Here is an 18,196-nt window from a genome sequence, read left to right as displayed (position 1 = left end):
TTTTTTGAAAAAAATACTAATATATCCATTCGTATTGTTAATCCGTTTCTATCAAACGGCTATTTCACCTTTTACACCCGCTACTTGTAGATATAATCCTACATGTTCAGCTTATACACTAGAAGCATTAAAAAAACACGGATTATTTTATGGTGGTTGGTTAGGAATAAAAAGAATTTTTAGCTGTCATCCATGGGGAGGAAGTGGTTATGATCCAGTACCAGAAAAGAAAATAAAAAACAAAAACTAAACTTATTTACAATACATGAATTTTTTAGCAATTACTTGGGATTGGGATCCAGAAATATTTAACATTGGAGGTTTTAGTGTTCGTTGGTACAGCTTAATGTTTGTTATAGCATTTATACTAGGAACACATTTAATGAAAAAGATCTTTACTCAAGATGGTATTTCTCACGATAAAATGGATCCGTTATTTATGTATACTTTCATATCTATGTTAATAGGTATGCGTTTAGGAGAAGTTTTCTTTTACAATTGGCCAGATTACCAAGATAATCTTTGGAAAATCATTTTACCATTTGAAAAGAGAGAAGGAGCAGAAGCTTTTTTTGGTTTAATTAAAGGATGGAAATTTACTGGGATTTCTGGATTTGCTAGTCATGGAGCAGCAGTAGCAATACCAATTGCTTTATATTTTTATGCGAAAAAGCATTTAAACAAGTCATGGTTATTTATTCTAGATAGAATGGGTATTATGGTTGCCTTAGCTGGATTTTTCATTAGAATGGGAAATTTTTTCAATTCAGAAATTTATGGAAAATTAACAGGAACAAGTTTTGGAGTAATTTTTAAAAGAGCAGGAGAGAGATATCCAGCACATCCTACACAATTGTATGAAGCATTTAGTTATTTAGCTTTATTCTTTATCCTTTGGAGATTATACTGGAAAACAGATAAAAAGCTTAAAGAAGGTTACTTATTTGGAGTTTTTATGGTTGCTTTGTGGTCTTTACGATTTACAATAGAATTTTTAAAGAAGCCTCAAGTAGATGCAAGAGAAGATTGGATTTTAATGTTTAATACCGGGCAAGTACTTAGTATCCCTTTAATTTTAATAGGTCTTTGGTTTATTTTTAGAAAGCCAAAAGAAACAAATTAAAAATGAAAAATATAAATTAATGAAATGCAGAACTACTTTTTAAGTTCTGCATTTTTGTTAACTATTATAAGATAAAACTAATGTTAATAAAGTGTGTAATTAGTTACTTGCAAATTTATCTTTTGAGTAAACTAATAGTGTAATATCAAAGGTTAATTAACCTTAAAGCCAAAAGCTTTAAACAACAATACATAGAAAATTATAATTAACTAAAAGAAGTAATGATTAATAAGATATCTACTAAAACATATGTAAATACTTTTAGTGGTGAAAACTTTTATATGATAGAAATAGATGGTAAATCTTTAGAAGATATTATCTTAGAAAATCGTCCAGATATAAAAAAAGGTATTGTTCCTACATTTCTGAATTGGCTCACTAATGAAGATGAAAGAAAGTTAGTATGGGAAAGAGCAATTCCAAAAATTGGAGAAAAATCAAGATTACCAATATTAATGTGTTCCGATGATTTAGATTTATGGTGTACATTAATTATGGTAGAAGTTGAAACTGATAACAAATATGTGTATTGGAATAAATTTGGTCTTGAAGATTCTGATGCTGTAAAATCAGAAGAAATAGGAAAAAGCGTAGAATGGTTTATTGGAATAAAGAACATGAGGTTTGATAAAAATGAATATTTAAATCTTTTGAACGAATACAGATTAAGGTTAAGTGAAGATCAAGAATATTTACCAAAAGAAAATGAAATAGTAGAAGTTTATAAATTTTAAATAGAAAAATCCCACATCATATATGGGATTTTTAATTTTTTATAAAAACAGCCATCGCTAAACAATGGATTTATTTTAGTTTCTAGTTATAATTTCTTTGTTATTGAATTGTATAATTTGTTTTTGCAAATTGACTTAAACGGAAATAACCTAGAACTTCTTCGTTAGGATTATTAACGTTTACACAATTTCCTTTTAGTTGTGAAGGAGTAGATTGAAATGGTCCTCCACCTTGAGTTCCTGATTGTTGAATTAACTGATCAATGTAAAAATAGAAATCTTCAGATATGCCAAATACTTTAATATCTATCTCTGTTCCAGGTATGTTTTTTTCATCAAAGTGTAAGACAAAAGCTTCATTTCCATTCAAAAATTCGTCTCTAACAGCAGCTAAAGACGGAACAGCTAAATTTTCTTGAATAAATTCTCCTAAATAATAGTTAACTTCTTCTGAAGGATCATTAAAAAGTACACGAACTCTAAACTCATCTTCATTAAAACCATCTTCTTGAGTAACACTATTAATTTCTGTAAAACCAACTAATGTTTCCGAAGCAGTATATGTTTCTCCGTTGTAAACAATATTTAAATTATAAGCAGCTCCAATTTCAGGAACAAAATTAGTAGTTATATATTCTCCATTATTTTGATCGGTAAAAATAAATTGTGCCCCATCATTTTCTTTTGTAATTGTTACTGTTGCACCAGTTACAGGAACGTTAGGAGCGCTATCAAAAAATGTAGTAGAAGTACTTAGTTTAATAGTTTGTTCGTTTCCTAGAGTTCCTTTTTCCCAATTAATAGAAGCTTCAACGACTAAACGATCACCACCGTTAGGAACATCAACATCAACTACATCAGTACAAGATGAAAAAATAGTGCTGATTGTTATAAACAGGATATAAATTGATTTTTTCATGTTTTTAGAATTTAAAATTATAAGTTACTGAAGGTGTAATTCCGAAAATTGAAGTACGTTCTGCTTCATTAGCTCCAGTTTGATTATTTACACCAAAACTAATAGATGCTGCATTTCTTCTAGAGTACAAGTTGTAAATACCAAATACCCATTCCGATTGCCACTTTCTATTTTTATTATTTTTTGGTTTTAACGTTGCAGAAACATCTAAGCGATTATAAGAAGGTAATCGATCAGCATTTCTGGTAGAATATGTAGGAATTGATAAACCATTATATTGAAATTGTCCATTGGGATATGTTATAGGACGACCAGTTTGGAAAACAAAATTTGCATTGAAAGTCCATTCATTATTGTACTTGTAATTTCCAGTAACCGATAAATCATGTGTTCTATCGAAAGGAGTATTGTACCAATCACCATTATTTAAGCCAGGACCACCAGCTAGACCTCCTAAAGTTCTTTGTTCAGATTTAGAAAGAGTATAAGCTATCCAACCAGTAAAATCTCCTTTATTTTTTCTTAACAAAAACTCTAGTCCATAAGCCCTAGCATTACCGTTTAAGGTCTCTCTTTCAATTGTATTTTGAGCAATTAGTTCAGCCCCATTAATATAATCTACACGATTTTTTACAGTTTTGTAATACGTTTCGGTTTCAATAGAATACATATTGTCTTTAAAGTTTCTGAAATAACCAATAGCATATTGATCTGCAATTTGTGGTTTTAAAAATTCCCCACTCGGAGCCCAAATATCTAAAGGAGTAGCAGAAGTTGTATTAGAGATTAAATGTAAGTACTGAGCCATTCTGTTATAACTAGTCTTAATAGATGATTTCTCATTTAATTGATACGATAAAGCGAAACGAGGTTCAATATTACCAAAACTTGCAATACTTTCTTTATCTTCATAATTAACTTGTCCAGTAGGTTCTGCACGTTCATATATTCCTAAGGTAGGATTATAAATTACAGGTAAATCATTAGCATAAGTATTTAAAACTTGACTTCCAAATCTATTGAAATAACTATAACGTAATCCGTACATTGCCGTTAAGTTCTTAGAAATTTTGTGTTCTAAACTTCCGTAAATACCAGCTTCTATTGCAAATTTCTTATCTAAGAAATCTTCATTAATAGAAGATTGAGGAGTAAGCTTACGAATTTCACCAGGATTAAACTTATAGTAAATTCCACTAACACCAAAATCAAACTTTAACTTATCATTTAAGTAATAATCGATATCATATTTTAAGTTGTAATTATCAATTCTAGACAACCAGTCTAAACCTACAAATTCAAGTTGTAAATCGTAGTTGTATCTACTATATATAGCTGAAAGATTAGAGAATAATTTATCGTTAAAAATATGATTCCATCTTAAATTTGTCGATAAATTCCCGTAAGAATTAAAGAATGAATTTGTAAAGTTTACATCATCGTTTCCGAAATAAGCAGAGAAGAATAAACGGTTTTTATCATTAAGTTGATAATTAGTTTTTAAGTTTAAATCATAAAAACCAACTCTATTCTCATTATTAGCTAACGCAAGAAAAATATTAGCATATGAAGCTCGACCAGCAACTAAGAAAGAACCTTTATCTCCAAATAACGGAGCTTCAGCAGTTAGTCGACTTGATATTAATCCGATTCCACCTGTAAGTTTAAATTCTTTATTATTTCCATCTTTTTGACGAACATCTAAAACCGAAGAAACACGGCCACCAAATTTAGCTGGAATCCCACCTTTATATAATTTTACATCTTTAATAGCATCGTTATTAAAAACAGAAAAGAATCCGAATAAGTGAGAGGCATTGTATATAATGGCTTCGTCTAATAGAATTAAATTCTGATCTTCAGCACCACCACGAACGTTAAATCCAGAAGCTCCTTCACCAGCGTTAGTAACACCAGGTAAAAGTTGAATAGATTTAATCACATCAACTTCTCCTAATACAACAGGAATTTGTTTAATGGTTTGCGAACTAATTTTTGTAGTACTCATTTGAGGGCTACGAAGATTTACCTTTTTACTTTCTTCAGTACTAATAATAACTTCATCTAAAACATTAATGTCTTCGCTTAAATCTGTATTAAATTTTATGTTTTTGTTAAGTACTATTCCTTTTTCAATGGGTTGATAACCAATGTAAGAAACACTTAATGTGTAATTTCCTCTTGGCGCGGTAAGAGAATAAAAACCGTATTCGTTGGTTGTTGTTCCTAAACTCGTTCCTTTTAAAAATACGGTTGCACCAAATAAAGTTTCACCGTTAGCTTTGTCTTTTAATGTTCCACTAATTGTAAATTTGTTTTGAGAAAAACTCAAAAGAGGAATAAAAAACAATAAAATAATTGTATAAATTCTCATAGTTAATTACCGCTTTTATTATGCTTTTTTTTGAAAAAATAGCTATTATATTTCTGTTTTATCAATAATATTTCAATAAAGAATCATAATTATTGTTTAATTATATTATGATAAATGTTAAACAAAATTAGATGTTTAGTTTTTAGTATCAAAAGTTAAAGCTTAAATTTTATATTAAATAAATGTGAAAATTTTAATTAGTGTTTTTTACAAGGTATAATCTATCCTTCAATAAAAGGATTAAAGAAAAAAATGACTTTCAAATAGAATTATACATTACATAATTAGTTAAAGAAACTAGTTTGTATTTACATAAGAAACAAACAAAAAAAAGATAATATACTTACTGTTCGTCTACACATATTTGCATTTGGTCTAAAAATATATGCTTTGTCATGTTAAGAATACTTAAGTTCTTCTTATTATACGTTATTTTTATTTTTACTTAAATTCAACCAAATACAAAAAACTGAATTTATAGTGCTATTACATTTCTTATTTATAAAAATTAAGTGAAGTGAAAACTGTACAATTACAACGAAATAATAAATCTGATTGGAAATATTTAAGCGAAAAAATTAAATTAAAATCACCATTAGTTTTAGTCTTTGGAAATAGAGAATTATTAGAAGATGATAATCTTTATAATGAAATAAAAGAAATTTTTAATGATGGGCATATAGTTTTTGGATCAACATCAGGAGATATTACTTCTGAGCATGTTGATAATAATAGTGTTACAATTACAGCTATAGAATTTGAAAAAAGCACTTTTGAAGTTAAACGATTGAATATCTTAAATTCAGATAACAAAACAAATAGTTTTGAAACAGGAAAGAAATTAGTAGAATCTTTTTCAAAAGAAGGTTTGAAATATGTTTTTGTAGTTTCTGAAGGAAGTTTTGTAAATGGAAGTTTATTAACACAAGGCATGAACGAGGCCACCAATAATGAAGTTTTAATTACTGGAGCTTTATGTGGTGATGCTGCAAAATTTGAGAAAACATTAGCTTCTTATAATGAAAACCCTAAAATTGGTGAAGTTGTTGCGATTGGTTTGTATGGAGATTCACTAGAGGTTTCTTGTGCTATTAATGGAGGGTGGACTCCTTTTGGTCCTGAGAGAATAGTAACAAAGTCGAAAAATAATGTTTTATATGAGTTAGATGGAAAACCAGCTTTAGATTTATATAAAAATTATTTAGGAGATAAAGCTAAAGAATTACCTGGAGCGGCTTTACTATATCCTTTAAAAGTAAAGTCCGATAATGAAAATTATTCTATTGTAAGGACTATTTTAAATATTAATGAAGAAGATCAATCTATGATTCTTGCAGGGAATATTTTAGAAGGAGAACAAGTTCAACTAATGATGACCCATGTAGATAATATTGTAAACGCATCAGAATCTGCAGCTATTTATGCAAATAAAAATAGGACTAAAGATGCTGAGTTGGCAATTTTAGTAAGTTGTATTGGTAGAAAATTAGTTTTAGATCAAAGGGTTGAAGAAGAAATAGAAGAAGTGATGGAAGTTATAGGTAAAAATGCTACCGTTTGTGGTATGTATTCTTATGGAGAAATAGCTCCGTTTAATGGTGAAACAAAATGCCAATTACATAACCAAACAATGACAATAACCTTAATAAGTGAATAAGAAATGAATTCTCTTTTAAAAAGGCAGATTAGAAAATATTTACCAGAGAATTTACAAAATAATCCAGAGCTAAAAACTTTTTTAGACGCTGTAGATAAATCGTATACAAATTCAGATAATCAATTTTTAATGCTTCAAAGAGCGACAATGATTAGTTCTGAAGAACTTTCTGAAGCTAGTGAAAAACTTAGAAAAGAAACTGATAAGCAAAGGGAGATAATAACAAAACTTAAAAACGTTATTAATACTCTTAAAGTTTATGAATTAGAAAAAGACGATTCATTAGAAAATATATCTACATTAAAATTAGTTGATTTTATAGATCATCAAACAAAAGAGATTTTAAAGGTTAATCAGCTTAAAGATAGGTTGTTAGTTAGTTTGGAAAAGCAAAATGAGGAATTAAATGAATATGCTCATATGGTTTCTCATGATTTAGTTTCTCCGTTAAGAAATATTGAAACTTTAGTACATATCTTAGCGGAAGATTATAATGAATTAATTGAAGAAGAAGGCTTAAATAAATTAAAATTAATAAGTGAAAATGTTGAAAGAATAGATGTTTTGGTTGGAGCTATTAGAGATTATTCATCTATTAAAGTTTCAGTAAAAACACATACAATTTTGTGCGTTAAAAATTTATTAGAAGATGTCTTGGCAAATATAAAATTAACTGAGAATGTAAAAATAAACATGGTTAATCCACTTCCTTGTATTAAAGGAGAGAAACATAGTTTGTCGCATTTATTTAATAATTTAATAGATAATGCTATAAAATTTAATGATAAGGAAACAAAAATTGTTGAAATTGGATGTGAAAATCATGATGATGTATGGAAATTCTATGTAAGAGATAACGGAAATGGAATAAAGGATACTTATGTGAAAAATATTTTTAACGCATTTTATAGGGTGGAGAATAATTATCAGTCCGCAGGTATTGGTTTATCAATGGTTAAGAAAATTATAGATATGTATCAAGGAAAAATTTGGGTAGAATCAAAGAAAGATTTAGGCTCAACATTTTATTTTACAATAAAAAAATAGAAATTTAAATTATTTTAATTTCATAAAAAAAGGAATCATAAAATTGATTCCTTTTCTATTTTTATAAAAGTTTAAAACTTAAATTCCTTTAATAAAATCTAAGAAAACTTTCTTGTGTAGTTCTAAATTAAGATCAGGTGAAACTGCCACACGAGCAATATAATCTTTATCACCTTCTTTGGTAGTTCCTTGAGTAGAAGTCGCAGGAATAGTCCAATAACAACCTTTTAATTGTCCGTAACTCACACAATATTTACTCTCATTAGGAATTTCGTTAATCATTAAATTAATTAACTTTAGGTTTAAAGATCTTTTATAAGTTTCTCTTTCTTCATCAGTATTTCCTTTAGTAGGTAAATCTAAAGAGAAAACAGAAGGAGTAAATCCTTGAGAAGCTAATTCTTCAGAAACAAAATTAATTTTTGCATCAGGTAAATTTTCTTCAATAAAAGTCACAAACTCGCGAGTATTTATATACGCATCCTTAATTCTTTTATTCATTGAAGGCATTTGTTCAGCCAAAATTTCTAATTGAAGAGCAGTAGCTTCATTGTCACAAAGTTGAATATGATCTTCTATTTTATCCATTAAAGAAGCTGCTTTTGTATTTGCTGTACAATAGCCTGCAGTACATTTTCCACCGCTAGGGAATTTAGATCCACTTACATATGCTATCGTTTTTACATCAGCTAACATTTCATTATCGCCTAAAAAGTGTACATTCGGACAAAAAGTTTGATCTAAAATAAAAACAGGTTCAACAGCTGATACACCATCAGCATTAACACGTTTTTTACTTAAGACCTCTTTTAATTTTACTAAGTCCGGAACTTCAACTCTCGGGTTTGTTGGAATTTCAGCAATAATATAAGGTACAGCATTAAGTTCTGTAACTTTAGTTAAAACAATATCGATACTTTTTACCATATCGTTATCACCATCCACAGGTAAATCCATTACTTCAACATTATCTATACAAGCAGCAACTCTCCTAGCTTGGTCATTCGTACCTCCATAACAGTTTGGAGGAACTATAATTTTAATGTCTTTATCTTTATGATTTTCAACAGCATCATGAATTAATCCCATCATAATTGCGTATTGAATAGAAAGTCCACTAGATCCTATAACAGCTTTGGTACTAACTCCAGTAATTTCATTAACTAAATTGGAAACGGTTATTTTATTTTTTTCTGAGTCGTAACTTACCGTATCAAAAGATTCTCCAATAAATTGTTGTAAAGCAATTAAGGTGTTTACAGGAGTCATTGCTATAGTTTCTCTTCTTCTTACATGTTGTATTTCAGAAATGTAACTTTCGTTTTTCTCTCCGTTAATGAATAAAATACTTCCTAAGTTTTGTTGCGTATTAACAAAAAAGTCAACGTTTAAAGTAAGATCAAATTCACAAATATTTTCCTTTTCAGAAAAAAGAATAGTAGTTCCATCAAATTCAGGAATTTCATCTGAAGCATTTATTTTTTTAGTTACAAACTGATATCCATATACTTCTTTAACATGGTTAATATTGAAGTTTTTAGGTAATTCATCTTTAAAAAGAATTAAAGTGTTCTTTTTTAAGAATAAGTTTTTTCTAAGAATAGCTAAAAGCGGAATACTTACTGATGAAAAACTAATAACATTACTTGGTTTTGTGTTATTTGTTTTTGCAACAGTCCATTCTAAAACAGAAGATAAAGGGTGTCCTAATCTAATATAATCATAAGCAGTAGGTAATTCACTCAATGCAATTTTATCTGCATTATCATTTTTGAATAAATTTTCAAATTGTTCTAAAAATTCAGTTTTAGCCTGTGATTCATTATAAATATCTAATCTATGTGTAGTTAAATTCAACCAATCTTTAGGAAGGTTATTTACTACTTTTTTTATATAGTTAAACAGGATATTGTCTTGCATAATTTTCTCCTTAAAAAAACGACTGCAAGATACGTTAATTAAATGTTTTTTTATTGAATTAGAATTGAAATGGTTTTAGATATTGAATGTCTAAGAATTAGAAAAATAACAATATTAAGGTAAAGTATAATAATTATTTTTTTGATTTTTAAATATGTTTTTTTGTGTTGATTTATTTTACAATTGTCTCATAAGTATCTACTAAACTAGAGACTTTTAATTCTTTTTTGAAATCTGCTAAAGTTTTGAAGTTCCCTTTTTGAATAGTAATTGTTTTCTCTGTATTTGGTTCCATAGTAAAATAATTATCAGAGAAATTTTCATCAAAGTTCCCAGAAGCAAAAACACCAATGGCTAATTTTTTAGTTTTTAAACTAACAATATATTCTGTGTCATTTTCAGAAACATTAAAAGTAATTTCTGGTTGAGGTAATTCTAAAGTCTTAAACGGGACTAAATAATGGTGTTTTGAAGCAATAGTAGTTTCACCAACTTTTAATGAAGCACTTAAGAAAGTTGTATTCCATTGTGATGAGAATTCTTCTAACTTTTTTTTGGGTATAGAAAGGTAACTTTTAGAAGTATTAGCTTTTATTTCAATACTTTCATTCCATGATGTAATAACTTCTCCTTCAAAACTTAATAAATCTATCTTTAACTCACCTTTTTGATTAGATAAATCATCAGTAGCGATAAAAACGTTTACTCTATTTTCTTTTTTATCGAAACTAATAATCGTTTTTTCAAAAGACTTTTTCACACCATAATGTAATGCTTTCCATTTTCCGTAATAATCAATACTAGACCAAGAAGCAACTGGCCAACAATCGTTAATTTGCCAATATAACGATCCCATACAACGATATCTGTTTTTTCGATGTGCTTCAATTCCAGTTATAATTCCGTATGCTTGTAATAAATGACTTACATGTAAAAAACTAGCAAAATCTTTAGGCTTTTTATAGTGTCTAAGCATGTATTCTTCAATAGTACCATTTCCAATACTAGAACGCTGATGCGATTTCATTACTTCTGAAAAAATATCATGATCTTCTGGAATTGTATATTTATTTACAGTAGCTAATTCTGGAAAAGATTGAAAACCGAACTCCGACATAAATCTAGGAATCTTAACGTTATAATTTTCAAATGGTTCTTTTCCCCACCAAACGCCCCAATAATGAGTATCTCCATCAGTATGAGATTCTGGAACTCCTAATTCACTACTTGGCGAAGAAGCCCAATATTCTCTATCTGAATCGTAAGCTTTCACGGCTTCAGGTAAAACTTTATGAAAAATATCTGTATATGCTTTCCATATCGTATTTGCAGCCTTTTCTGATTGTTCTTTAGTTACTTGTTGTTTCCAGCCCCAACGTTCCCAAGCTGATAAAACCTCATTATTTCCACACCATAAAGCAATAGAAGTGTGGTTGCGTAATCTTTTAATATTGTCAATAGCTTCTAGTTTTACACTTTCAAGAAAATCGTCTTCACCAGGATACATTGCACAAGCAAACATAAAATCTTGCCAAACCAATAACCCTTTTTTATCGCATAAATCATAAAAGATTTTATTTTCGTAAACACCACCTCCCCAAACACGAATCATATTCATGTTTGCGTCTTTTGCTGAGTTTAAAATATGCTCGTAGTTTGATTGTTTTACTCGAGGCAAAAAGATATCCTGAGGAATATAATTTGCTCCTTTCATAAAAGTTGGTTTCCCGTTTACAGTGAAGTAAAAAGAGCTTCCAATACTATCTTTTTCACGAATTAATTCTATTGTTCGTAAACCGATTTGATGTGATTTAGCATCTGAATGATTTTTATGACTTACTTTAACTTTTACGTCATATAAATGCTGTTCTCCCATACCATTTGGCCACCAAAGTTTCGGATTCTTAATTTCAAATGGAATGGTAAATTTATTGTTGTTTATTACTAAAGGTTTTTCTTCTGTTTTTACTAACGTGTCGTTTACAAAAATTTCAAAAACGCTTTTTTCAATTGCTTTCGAACTATTGATTTCTATTTCTGCTGAAAGTTGTGCTGTTTCTCTTATGTTTTTTTGACGAATAAATACATCGTCAACTTTAAAGTTATCCCAACTTCTTAAAATCACAGATCTCCAGATTCCTGAAGAAACTAATCTTGGTCCCCAATCCCAACCGAAATGATATCCAGCTTTTCTAGAAAATATACTTACTTTTTTCTCTCCTTCAACTTTCCCAATCTTGGCTAAATCGTTATCAGAAACTGTAATTTCATAATCGATAGCATCATATTTTTCAATTCCTTTTTTTATCGGAGATTCTAATATTACACGTAATTCATTTTTACCTTCTTTTACATAAGGTTTACAATTGATTGTATATCTTCTGAACATATTATCAGAAGTCATAATTTCTTGATTGTTCAGAAATACTTTTGAGTAGGTGTCAATTCCTAAAAATTCTAACTCAATGTTTTCTTTAGAAAAATCTTCTTTAGAAACTTCGAAACTCGTTTTATATTCCCAATCACTTTTATCGATCCATTGCACATCATGTTCGTTTAATCGATAAAAAGGATTTTCAATGTCTTTGTTGGCAAGTAAATCGGTATGAACTGTTCCTGGAACTGTAGCATTTTTCCATAAAGTATCATTAGCTTTTTTGAACGTCCAATTTTGATCAAGTTTCATTTCTTTTACGATTGATTCTTTACATCCAGTGAGTAACATTAGTATAGCAGAAATAAAAAAGAACTGAGTTAATTTCATTATTTGGTGGTTTGTTGTTTGGTTGAGCTAATAAATATATATAAAACCAGTTACTTAAGTTTTTAATATTCTCGCATTATTTGAACAAAAATTAACTCAGTAAAAAGAAAAACCTTACTCAAATAGTATGAATAAGGTTTTCAATTTAAAACAAAGAAGTATCGACTTAGTTATAAGTAACCTTTAACTTTTTCCAATTTTTATTGGCAACTTTCACAAGTTTCTTGTCATCGTTTTCTTTTAACCATAATTGTTTAGCATCTAACTCTACATTATTAAGAAACAGATAGTATTTACCATTATAAACTAGAAACTTATTCGGATCTACTCTAAATTTAGCTCCTGCATAAGTACCAAAAGCACAATATCCCCCGTACTGTGGAAGGTACTTCGCAGGATTCTTATCAAAAGTAGTTTTTTGTTGAGCTGATGTGAAATAATACACAACACCTTCGCGAGTAGATTTATAATTTTTATTTCCTCTTTGCGCTAAATTTAAATCTAAGTAAGAAACAGGACTATAACCTTGCAAAGCGATATTACTATTGTCGATATTATTAGCTTTTTTGTCTTGACTGAATGCTGAAATACTTAAAAGAAATAATCCAGCGATTGTTAATGATTTTAAAATTTTCATAATGTTATAATTTTGAATTTGTGATTTGAGTTATTAAATATTTGTTTGAGGTTTGTGTGCGCTTACAACTAGTAAAACAGCAGCTCCGTTAATCCAGTAGAAGTAAGCATCAATTCCTTTAAATGAGAATAAAAAAGGAACGAGTACAAATGTTAATCCGACTAAAAAATCTACTGTTAAATGGAATTTATAGGATAGTACTTTTAAAATTCTTAAGTGATGATCAGTAAGAACAGTTAAAACAAAAGCAGCTATACCAGTAATTACTGAAATCCAAAGTGCTAAAGCATTTGTTTTTCCTAATTCTAATAAAAAAGGCAATGCAATAAGTGCTATTGCTACAGGATAATCTAAAAATGCGTGAATTCTTTTAGTAACAAATTTCATAGTATTTACTTTTAATTAGCGTTGAAATATGCTTCACGAATTACCTGTCCTTCAGCGTTCCATTCTCTTTGAATGATTTCATGCCAGTAGATTTTCGATCCGTCTTTCATGTCAAAATCAAAAGTGAATTCAGATGCCGAGTTGTTACCATCAACTATAGAATTATGATGTGTAATTCCATTTACGTTAGCTATTGCTCCTAAAAATTCTTCCATTTTTTCAACCATTTGTGATTTTGTATTTGTGGTTGAATTTGAGTAGTCTGAAGTTGCAGCATTGTCTGCAAAAAATGTTTTAACTGCGTTTACTATATCTCCTTGAGATACCATATTATCTATGAGTTGTACTTGATCTTTAATATTCATTTTAAATAATTTTAAATGGGTTATTAATCTGATACAAAGATCAATCAGAAGTAGGAGGAAGGAGGTACAAAAAAGGAGCTACCTATTGTACTTTTTTAAAAAGTCGGTTGGTGTAAGTTTGGTATGGAGTTTAAAAAATGAAGAAAAATGATTGGCTTCTTCAAAGCCTAAGAAGTAAGCAATGTTTTTAATTTTATCGCCTTGTAAAAGTAATTCTTTTGAAGTTCGAATAATTTCTTGACGAATTAATTGCCCCATGGAAGCATTTAAATTCTGACGAACTTTTTTAGCTAATGTCTTTTCAGAAATATGCATTTGATCTGCATAAAAAGAGAGTTTTTTTTCTGAAGTGTGAAATTCTTGTATGAGTTTGAATAAATCATTTTCGAAATGATCATCTAATTGATATCCTATTTCATCTCGAAATTCACTAGGAGTAATTCCTGTATTCTTCTTGAAGTTTTTATTGAAATAGGCAACGTCTTTATAACCTTGTTCGTAAGCAATTTCCTTAATTGAATTATCTGTAAAAGCAATTAGTTTTTGGTCTTCGATTAGACGTTTTTTAGTTTGTAATTTTTTTACAGTAAATCCAATTTTATTCTTTAATAAGTAATTTATATTCTGATTATTCTTACTTATTTTTTGAACGAGTTCGCTTACAGAAAGATGATTTTTTAATTCTTGATCGATAACTTCCTTTACATCAAAAATAACTTGATATTCTTTTTTGTCAGCATTAAAAGGATTTTGCCAGTACCACTGATTGATAGAAATATCAATAATATCTTTTGGAGATGAAAAAATAGTGTTTTGTAAGTATTCCTGACAATCTTTACATTCTAAATAATCAATATATCCAAGAGAAACTAAATGCTTGAATAGAATTCGTACATCTTGACTTTCGAATAAAACCTGATTGTCAAATTCTATTTTTCTAACCGTAAAAGAATCTGATGAGAATTTAATGTATTGTCCTTTTTCTAAAAAAATAAGTTTATCATCCCAATTCAAATAGTTTTTAAAATCAACCTGAATAGTTCCTTGACCTTCCATGATATGAAACAGCGTGTAGGATTCAATAAAATAAATCTTATTGATTTCGGGATTAAACTTAGAAACCATAAATTCTTTTTTACAACGGTAAAGATATATTATTTCAAATAATCGGATTTAAAATACACCTAAACCGAAAGTTTGTTCATAATGCCACTTTTCCTTTTTCTTTGAGAAGAATATAAGTGCATTAAAACCACAAGTTCCTCCTCCTATATAAGTGTACTTAAAAAATCCATAGTTATGTTTTGGTGAGTAATAAACTCTGGAAAAATACATAAAACCTACATTTAATATGGAATCTTGTTTACCAAATCGAGAAGTATTTATGTTTCTGAGTTCTGCTTGTTTTTTAGTTAAAAACTTAACTCTTTTTTGTTTCAGAAGTTCGGGGTTAAATTGTAAAGAAACCAGCTTTTCAGAGTTTTTTATAACTTGATAAGCTTTAGAAGTTTCTCCTAATTTTTGTCTAATATAGTTTTTAGTTTTTTCCTCTATTAATAATTCATCTAGATGATTATTTTTTAAGATTACTATTTTCTGAATAGTATCTCTTTCTTCTATAGAAGACAATCTGCGTTTATTTATTCTGAATTTCTTATTACTTTTATTAGAAAAGCGATAGTCTGGATAACATAATTTTATAGTATATATATTATCTAACAGACTATTAATAATTTGTGTTTCACTAGAAGCTTGAATCTGTTGATTATATTTTGTACTTGAACAACTAGCTAAAGCAATAAAACTTAAAAGAAGAAATATAGTTTTCAAAACACTTTAAAACTTCATTTTCAGTTTAACATTTAGTACACGTCCTGTCATAAAATTAGGAATACCAAATTGACGTTTACTAAATACATCTCTTACCCAAGTGTTGGTAATAGAGTTTTGAATATCAAACATGTTGAATAACTCAATACCAGCAGTTAGTTCTTTAAAATTAGTTAAGAATCCATTTGTTGCTTTCTTATTAGCGTCAACAAAAATGTAAGAAACTCCTAAATCTGCACGTCGGTAATCACGAAGTCTGTTTTGAAAATCATAAGGATTAGCATAAGATGGTGCTCCGCCAGGAACTCCTGTATTGTATACTAAATTTAAGTAAGCTTTTAAGTCTGGTAAGTTTGGTACATAATCTTGAAATAAAACTCCAAGTTTTACTCTTTGATCTGTAGGACGAGCAATATATCCTTGATTATTTATGTTTTCTTCTGTTTTTAAGTAACCAAAACTCACCCAACTATCACTACCAGGTATAAATTCTCCATTTAATCGAATATCTAAACCATATGCATAAGCATCAGTAACATTATCAGCTCTGTAGCGAATGCGAACATTATCGATAGAATAAGCGTTAACATCACTTAAATCTTTATAATATAATTCAGTGGTAAGTTTAAAAGGTCTGTCCCAAAGTTTAAAACTATAATCATTACCTAATACCATATGAATAGCTTTTTGAGCTTTTGTATTTGGGTTAATTTGACCATCAAAACCTCTTAATTCTCTATAAAATGCAGGTTGCGTATATAAACCACCAGAGAGTCGGAATAACATGTCGTTTTCCCAGTCTGGTTTAATAGCAAATTGAGCTCTAGGACTAACAATTGTTTGACTTTTTGAAGCTAATCCAACCGGATTTACAGACCAATGTTGTGCTCTCACGCCTACATTAAACCATATGTCGTGTTCGTTCCAAGAAGTTTTTCTACTGAATTGAACAAAACCAGAAAAACGATGCGTATCTACTTCATTATCGGCTCTTACGTTTTGAAAAGGTTCTATTGGGCCTGTAAAAGGAACATAAGGTTGTTCGTTGATGAAATTTGTTGCTGGAGGTCTCACAGAAAAACCAACACTATCTATTACTTCCCATTCACGAATTCTGTCTTTAATATTTTCTGTTTGATATTTTACACCAGCTCTCCATTCATTATCTCCGTCTTTTAAAACACCACGAACTTGTGCGCTTGTAATTAAAGCGTCTAAATCATTTCTTGCGTGATTTATTTGCGATCCTATTCCTTGTGTAAAGTCTGCTTCTCCAAAATTTTCATCTCCAATATTTGTATTTACTTCTCCTAAACGATAAGCAGCAGCAATATCAAAATGTTCTTCTTCTTGTGTGTTGAAAGAAGAAAGTGTTCCTGTTAAATTAAAATCTTCAGAAACTTTATAATCTACAGAAAGAGCACCGAATAAAGTTTGGAATGTATCTTCTTCTTGACCTTGGTAAAACACAGTAAGCTCGATAGGATCTGCAACAGTACCAAAACGAGTACTTCTGCGTAACGGTTTGTAATCGTAATTGTTTAATGAAAAATTTCCTAAGAAATTAATATCGATTTTATCGTTTAAAGTATAAGTTACTAGAGTTTGAATATCTGTAAAATTCGGATTGAAATCTGCTTCTATTTGTTTAGAGTTTACGAGCAAACTATTGTCTCTATAACGTGCACTTACTACAGCGCTTAATTTTTTATCTAAAAACACATCTTCAACAGTGATATTTCCACCTAGTAAACTTAAATCAACTTGAGTTTGAAATTCTTTAGGTTTCCTGTAAGTAATATCTAATACAGAAGAAAGTTTATCACCATATTTAGCTTGAAAGCCACCAGCAGAGAAGTTAATGTTTTGAACTAAATGTGTATTAATAAAACTTAAACCTTCTTGTTGACCAGAACGAATTAAAAACGGACGATAAATTTCTATACCGTTTACATACACCAAGTTTTCATCGAAGTTACCACCTCTAACGTTATATTGAGTGCTTAATTCATTGTTATTGTTTACACCAGGTAATGTCATTAAAACATTTTCAATCCCAGAATTAGCACCAACACTAGTTTCTACAGTTTTAATATTAATACCTGTAATTCCTTGAACTTCTTTCTTCCTGTTCTTGATGATAATTTCTTCTAAATCTTGATTTTTAATTTCAAGAGTAGGAGAAAACTTAATTGTTCTTACACCTCTTGTCGTAAACTTTTTGGTAAATGTTTTATACGATACATGAGAAAAAGTAACAGTTACAGTTTTTCGTACTGGTATTTTAAACTCAAAAAGACCATTTTTATCAGTGGTAGTTCCTTGTCCTAAATAAGAAATTGCAACACCTTCAATAGGATCTTTGAATTTATTAGTAATCTTTCCTTTAATGGTTGACATTTTTTGAGCAAATATCAATGCAGGGAATAGAAGGGCGAA

The 18,196-nt window shown here is 29.1% G+C and carries 15 protein-coding genes; 5 read left to right on the top strand and 10 right to left on the bottom strand.

What is annotated here, in order from left to right; translation table 11 throughout:
• The first annotated feature begins 4 nt into the window (after window positions 1–4).
• From yidD to ACSIGC_RS04265, 3 genes are all read left to right on the top strand, one after another.
• Window positions 5–250 carry a membrane protein insertion efficiency factor YidD gene (gene yidD / locus ACSIGC_RS04275; protein ID WP_442266918.1) on the top strand — a complete coding sequence of 82 codons (246 nt, stop codon included), beginning with the start codon at window positions 5–7 and terminating at the stop codon, window positions 248–250.
• Between the two features lie 15 nt (window positions 251–265).
• Window positions 266–1,123 (top strand): prolipoprotein diacylglyceryl transferase, encoded by an 858-nt coding sequence (lgt, locus tag ACSIGC_RS04270; RefSeq protein WP_299680312.1) that lies wholly within the window; start codon window positions 266–268, stop codon window positions 1,121–1,123.
• Window positions 1,124–1,344: 221 nt separating this feature from the next.
• On the top strand, window positions 1,345–1,857 hold the full coding sequence (locus tag ACSIGC_RS04265; protein WP_442266917.1) for a hypothetical protein: 513 nt from the start codon (window positions 1,345–1,347) through the stop codon (window positions 1,855–1,857).
• 100 nt (window positions 1,858–1,957) lie between these two features.
• Here the strand turns inward: ACSIGC_RS04265 and ACSIGC_RS04260 are convergent, their stop codons facing one another.
• Both ACSIGC_RS04260 and ACSIGC_RS04255 read right to left on the bottom strand, forming a co-directional pair.
• A complete protein-coding gene (locus ACSIGC_RS04260) occupies window positions 1,958–2,776 on the bottom strand; it encodes a DUF4249 domain-containing protein (RefSeq protein ID WP_442266916.1) in 819 nt (272 codons plus the stop codon).
• A 4-nt stretch (window positions 2,777–2,780) separates the two neighbouring features.
• Window positions 2,781–5,150: a TonB-dependent receptor gene (locus ACSIGC_RS04255; RefSeq protein ID WP_442266915.1), complete on the bottom strand. Its 2,370-nt coding sequence runs from the start codon at window positions 5,148–5,150 to the stop codon at window positions 2,781–2,783.
• Between the two features lie 517 nt (window positions 5,151–5,667).
• Here ACSIGC_RS04255 and ACSIGC_RS04250 point away from each other — a divergent pair.
• Both ACSIGC_RS04250 and ACSIGC_RS04245 read left to right on the top strand, forming a co-directional pair.
• The gene (locus tag ACSIGC_RS04250; RefSeq protein ID WP_442266914.1) at window positions 5,668–6,807 is read left to right on the top strand and encodes an FIST signal transduction protein; all 1,140 of its coding nucleotides are present in this window, start codon (window positions 5,668–5,670) and stop codon (window positions 6,805–6,807) included.
• A gap of 3 nt (window positions 6,808–6,810) precedes the next feature.
• On the top strand, window positions 6,811–7,854 hold the full coding sequence (locus tag ACSIGC_RS04245) for a sensor histidine kinase (protein WP_442266913.1): 1,044 nt from the start codon (window positions 6,811–6,813) through the stop codon (window positions 7,852–7,854).
• 78 nt (window positions 7,855–7,932) lie between these two features.
• Here the strand turns inward: ACSIGC_RS04245 and ACSIGC_RS04240 are convergent, their stop codons facing one another.
• The 8 genes from ACSIGC_RS04240 to ACSIGC_RS04205 all read right to left on the bottom strand — a co-directional run bounded on the left by ACSIGC_RS04240 (window position 7,933) and on the right by ACSIGC_RS04205 (window position 18,157).
• The gene (locus tag ACSIGC_RS04240; RefSeq protein WP_442266912.1) at window positions 7,933–9,774 is read right to left on the bottom strand and encodes a cystathionine beta-synthase; all 1,842 of its coding nucleotides are present in this window, start codon (window positions 9,772–9,774) and stop codon (window positions 7,933–7,935) included.
• Between the two features lie 172 nt (window positions 9,775–9,946).
• On the bottom strand, window positions 9,947–12,538 hold the full coding sequence (locus ACSIGC_RS04235) for a beta-mannosidase (protein WP_442266911.1): 2,592 nt from the start codon (window positions 12,536–12,538) through the stop codon (window positions 9,947–9,949).
• A gap of 166 nt (window positions 12,539–12,704) precedes the next feature.
• Window positions 12,705–13,175 carry a YHS domain-containing (seleno)protein gene (locus ACSIGC_RS04230; protein ID WP_442266910.1) on the bottom strand — a complete coding sequence of 157 codons (471 nt, stop codon included), beginning with the start codon at window positions 13,173–13,175 and terminating at the stop codon, window positions 12,705–12,707.
• Window positions 13,176–13,208: 33 nt separating this feature from the next.
• On the bottom strand, window positions 13,209–13,562 hold the full coding sequence (locus ACSIGC_RS04225) for an SPW repeat domain-containing protein (protein WP_442266909.1): 354 nt from the start codon (window positions 13,560–13,562) through the stop codon (window positions 13,209–13,211).
• A gap of 11 nt (window positions 13,563–13,573) precedes the next feature.
• Window positions 13,574–13,927 (bottom strand): hypothetical protein, encoded by a 354-nt coding sequence (locus tag ACSIGC_RS04220; protein WP_442266908.1) that lies wholly within the window; start codon window positions 13,925–13,927, stop codon window positions 13,574–13,576.
• Between the two features lie 78 nt (window positions 13,928–14,005).
• Window positions 14,006–15,052 carry a helix-turn-helix domain-containing protein gene (locus ACSIGC_RS04215; RefSeq protein ID WP_442266907.1) on the bottom strand — a complete coding sequence of 349 codons (1,047 nt, stop codon included), beginning with the start codon at window positions 15,050–15,052 and terminating at the stop codon, window positions 14,006–14,008.
• A 48-nt stretch (window positions 15,053–15,100) separates the two neighbouring features.
• A complete protein-coding gene (locus ACSIGC_RS04210; RefSeq protein ID WP_442266906.1) occupies window positions 15,101–15,757 on the bottom strand; it encodes a hypothetical protein in 657 nt (218 codons plus the stop codon).
• A 6-nt stretch (window positions 15,758–15,763) separates the two neighbouring features.
• Complete coding sequence (locus ACSIGC_RS04205; RefSeq protein WP_442266905.1) at window positions 15,764–18,157, bottom strand: TonB-dependent receptor; 2,394 nt, start codon at window positions 18,155–18,157, stop codon at window positions 15,764–15,766.
• Window positions 18,158–18,196 lie beyond the last annotated feature (39 nt).

It is taken from the genome of Tenacibaculum aquaeponti, assembly GCF_052084715.1.
Classification (GTDB): domain Bacteria; phylum Bacteroidota; class Bacteroidia; order Flavobacteriales; family Flavobacteriaceae; genus Polaribacter.
This window is presented reverse-complemented; position numbering and strand designations above follow the sequence as displayed.

Bases quoted from the DNA above. Each gene is read 5' to 3' on its own strand.
- lgt (WP_299680312.1), top strand. From the start codon at position 266: ATGAATTTTTTAGCAATTACTTGGGATTGGGATCCAGAAATATTTAAC.
- ACSIGC_RS04265 (WP_442266917.1), top strand. From the start codon at position 1,345: ATGATTAATAAGATATCTACTAAAACATATGTAAATACTTTTAGTGGT.
- ACSIGC_RS04260 (WP_442266916.1), bottom strand. From the start codon at position 2,776: ATGAAAAAATCAATTTATATCCTGTTTATAACAATCAGCACTATTTTT.
- ACSIGC_RS04255 (WP_442266915.1), bottom strand. From the start codon at position 5,150: ATGAGAATTTATACAATTATTTTATTGTTTTTTATTCCTCTTTTGAGT.
- ACSIGC_RS04245 (WP_442266913.1), top strand. From the start codon at position 6,811: ATGAATTCTCTTTTAAAAAGGCAGATTAGAAAATATTTACCAGAGAAT.
- ACSIGC_RS04240 (WP_442266912.1), bottom strand. From the start codon at position 9,774: ATGCAAGACAATATCCTGTTTAACTATATAAAAAAAGTAGTAAATAAC.
- ACSIGC_RS04235 (WP_442266911.1), bottom strand. From the start codon at position 12,538: ATGAAATTAACTCAGTTCTTTTTTATTTCTGCTATACTAATGTTACTC.
- ACSIGC_RS04230 (WP_442266910.1), bottom strand. From the start codon at position 13,175: ATGAAAATTTTAAAATCATTAACAATCGCTGGATTATTTCTTTTAAGT.
- ACSIGC_RS04225 (WP_442266909.1), bottom strand. From the start codon at position 13,562: ATGAAATTTGTTACTAAAAGAATTCACGCATTTTTAGATTATCCTGTA.
- ACSIGC_RS04220 (WP_442266908.1), bottom strand. From the start codon at position 13,927: ATGAATATTAAAGATCAAGTACAACTCATAGATAATATGGTATCTCAA.
- ACSIGC_RS04215 (WP_442266907.1), bottom strand. From the start codon at position 15,052: ATGGTTTCTAAGTTTAATCCCGAAATCAATAAGATTTATTTTATTGAA.
- ACSIGC_RS04205 (WP_442266905.1), bottom strand. From the start codon at position 18,157: ATGTCAACCATTAAAGGAAAGATTACTAATAAATTCAAAGATCCTATT.